Annotated in this window: 2 protein-coding genes and 2 pseudogenes; 3 read left to right on the top strand and 1 reads right to left on the bottom strand. The window is 41.4% G+C overall.

Annotation, left to right across the window (positions count from 1 at the left end):
• Nucleotides 1-12 precede the first annotated feature (12 nt).
• Nucleotides 13-408: pseudogene (tnpA, locus tag HUS61_RS21735) on the top strand (IS200/IS605 family transposase).
• A 252-nt stretch (nt 409-660) separates the two neighbouring features.
• On the opposite strand, the gene tnpA (HUS61_RS21010) reads toward tnpA (HUS61_RS21735), so the two are convergent.
• Nucleotides 661-1,080 carry an IS200/IS605 family transposase gene (tnpA, locus tag HUS61_RS21010; RefSeq protein ID WP_036973777.1) on the bottom strand — a complete coding sequence of 140 codons (420 nt, stop codon included), beginning with the start codon at nt 1,078-1,080 and terminating at the stop codon, nt 661-663.
• 64 nt (nt 1,081-1,144) lie between these two features.
• Between tnpA (HUS61_RS21010) and HUS61_RS21005 the strand changes: the two genes are divergently transcribed.
• On the top strand, nt 1,145-2,287 hold the full coding sequence (locus tag HUS61_RS21005; RefSeq protein WP_036973776.1) for an RNA-guided endonuclease TnpB family protein: 1,143 nt from the start codon (nt 1,145-1,147) through the stop codon (nt 2,285-2,287).
• A gap of 79 nt (nt 2,288-2,366) precedes the next feature.
• Nucleotides 2,367-2,819 (top strand): annotated as a pseudogene (locus HUS61_RS21000) (EAL domain-containing protein); the annotation flags it as partial.
• Between the last annotated feature and the right edge of the window lie 90 nt (nt 2,820-2,909).

The raw sequence follows: 2,909 nt of genomic DNA, 5'->3' as shown, positions 1-2,909 counted from the left end.
CGAGTTGTCAAGTTGGAATATGAAACTAAATCTCACTGCAAATATTTAATTGCACTTCATTTAATTCTGGTAGTTAAATCCAGAAAACCTTTACTAAACGGAAATCTGGGTAAGTTTGTTAAGAAAACGGTTTTCGATGTTTCTCTATCTTCTGACTTCAGGATCGAAGAGGTTGAAATAGACAAAGATCACATTCATATGCTGATTACAATCGGCACTCGATATTCTGTAGGCTAGTACGCAAGGAGGATTAAACAAGCGACAACTACTAAAATCTGGAAATCATTTCCTTACCTCAAAAACCAATTTTAGAAAGAGAAAACATTTTGGTCTGATGGATACTTTGTGTGTTCTGTAGGAAATGCTAGTGCAGAGATAATACGAAAATATATTCAAGAGCAGGGGTGACACAGATTCATCCCCGCGACATCACTTCGCTCTGATCACGGGGTTTTCTCGGTGAATTTTCGATAAAGCAAAGGTTCGTGCTGATATGGGGCGTTTTTTTGCTAATGATAATCGTGGTTCTCGTTATAATAAATCACTAATGTGGTTAGATTTGGGTAACGGACGCGCATCAGGCCAGATTATTTTAGCGATTTCGCCGTAAACCCTCGCCCGATTAGGGCGGGGATATAAGGCGTAAGACGCGATAGCGTCTTAATCTGGGGTTGATTGACTTTCCACATAAGCTTTTAATGTTTCAATAGTCACACCGCCAGCAGTGCAAGCAAAGTATGAACGAGACCATAGGGCGGAGCTTGTGCTCTGCCTTGTAAGGTGCGTGTTTTGTAGTCGTAGTATACGAGATGAAACTGCTTTTAAGTTGTTAACCATTAGGCTGATTGAAAGTTTAGGAGGGTATGAGATCAGTAAATGAACGTGATCCTGTTCACCATCCATTTCTATCAATTCGCATTCAAGTTTTACACACACTGAGTCAAAAGCTTCCCTTAATTGTTCGATCATAACTCCAGTAAACAACTTGCGCCTGTACTTCGTTGTAAATACCAGATGAATAATCAATTTGCTCAGGCAGTGCCTTTTTTGAGGCAGTCTTGAAGTAACTCTTTGCTGTATGCACTCACTTTACAACCCCAATATAAGCCGATAATATCTTGAAATTATACAGGTGAGCAATGAAATGCTAAAAGCAACAAAAGTACGCATTTATCCAACACAAGAGCAAGCTGAGTTTTTAATCGCTCAGTTTGGTGCCGTGCGTTTTGCGTATAACAAAGCGCTGCATTTAAAATCGCACATGTACCGCAAGCATGGTGTCACACTGAATCCAAAAAAGGATATAAAACCACTGCTTGCCGTTGCTAAGAAATCCCGCAAATACCACTGGTTGAAGCAATATGATTCAATCGCCTTACAGCAATCGGTGATCAATCTTCACCAAGCCTTCGACAACTTCTTTAATCCGAAGTTGAAAGCCAAGTATCCACAATTCAAACGTAGACATGGCAAGCAGTCGAGCTACCACTGCGTGGGTGTAAGGGTACTTGATGGGGCAATTAAGCTTCCAAAAATGAAGCCTATAGAGGCGAATGTTCACCGTGAGATTGCGGGTGTGATTAAAAGCATCACTGTAAACCTGAGCAAGACAGGTAAGTTCTACGCATCAATCCTTGCGGATGATGGAGTGGAACTCTCAACACCTCTCCACACGTTAAGAGCAGTGACAGGTGTCGATCTGGGTTTGTCTCATTTTGCGATTGAGTCAAACGGCAGAAAGACAGCCAACCCAAGATTTGTAAAACGCGCTGAGAAGAATCTCAGACGTAAGCAGCGTCAGCTATCCAGAAAAGCCAAAGGCAGTGCTAATCGTGCAAAAGCTCGGATACTTATTGCTAAATGTCATGAAAAGGTAGCGAATGCTCGCGCTGATTTTCAACACAAACTCTCTCGAACTCTCGTTGACGAAAACCAAGCGGTGATAGTTGAGACATTGAAATCAGCCAATATGATGAAAAACCGCAAACTTGCAAAACATATTGCTGATGCCTCATGGCATAGCTTTGTTGCGAAATTGGAATACAAACTGAAAGAGCAAGGTAAGCACCTAGTAAAGCTAGATCAGTGGTACGCCAGTTCTAAAACCTGCTATTGTTGCGGTCATAAAATGGAAGCAATGCCCTTATCGGTTCGCAAATGGGATTGCCCGTCTTGCGGTACCAGAGATATTGATCGCGACTTAAATGCCGCCCTAAATATCCGGGATAAAGGCATTCTGGAATTAAAGGCGGCTGGACGGTCGTCTCTGCTTATGGAAGCTGCATAAGTCTCGATACTATCGAGCAACGGCTAACGAAATAAGAAGCATCGCCTGATAAGGCGATGAGAAGTCACAACCTGCCCAAGTTGCTTCTGAGGGCTTTAAGCGACTGGTTAATTATTATTTTCGAAAATTCAAAATTGATATGACAAGAGTGATATTTGAAATTACTGAGCGCCCCTGTTCGCACAAGATGTTCAATGATGTTTTGGTGAACACCAATTCAATGACAGCAAATGGGTATCTATTTGCGATTGATGATTTTGGTACCGGTGTCTCTAATTTTGAAATGCTATGCGAGCTTGATGTGTACATGATAAAGCTTGATGGAAACTTTGGTATTAAGTCTCTGCATGATATTAACTGCCAGAAGGTTTTTAAATTCGTATCGACTTTCAACGAGTCTTTCGGATGTAAAGTCTGTGCTGAGGGCTTGGAGACTGAAGAACACGTAGAATTAGCAAGAGGCCTTGGCTTTTGTTTTGGCCAAGGCTATGGGTTGGGAATGCCAAAAGTATTAACGGGTATTGTGGAATAATTAAATTATAAGTTGTATTAGTTCAAACAAGATCTGACACATTAGCTTGAAAAAGTGAGAGTTACCCGTTTTGATAAAGGTGCTGAATCT

The sequence above is a fragment of the Pseudoalteromonas sp. 0802 genome (genome assembly GCF_013350085.1).
In the GTDB taxonomy this organism is placed as follows: Bacteria; Pseudomonadota; Gammaproteobacteria; order Enterobacterales; family Alteromonadaceae; genus Pseudoalteromonas.
Note: the sequence above shows the minus strand (reverse complement) of the source record. Positions and strands in the feature narration are given on the sequence as shown.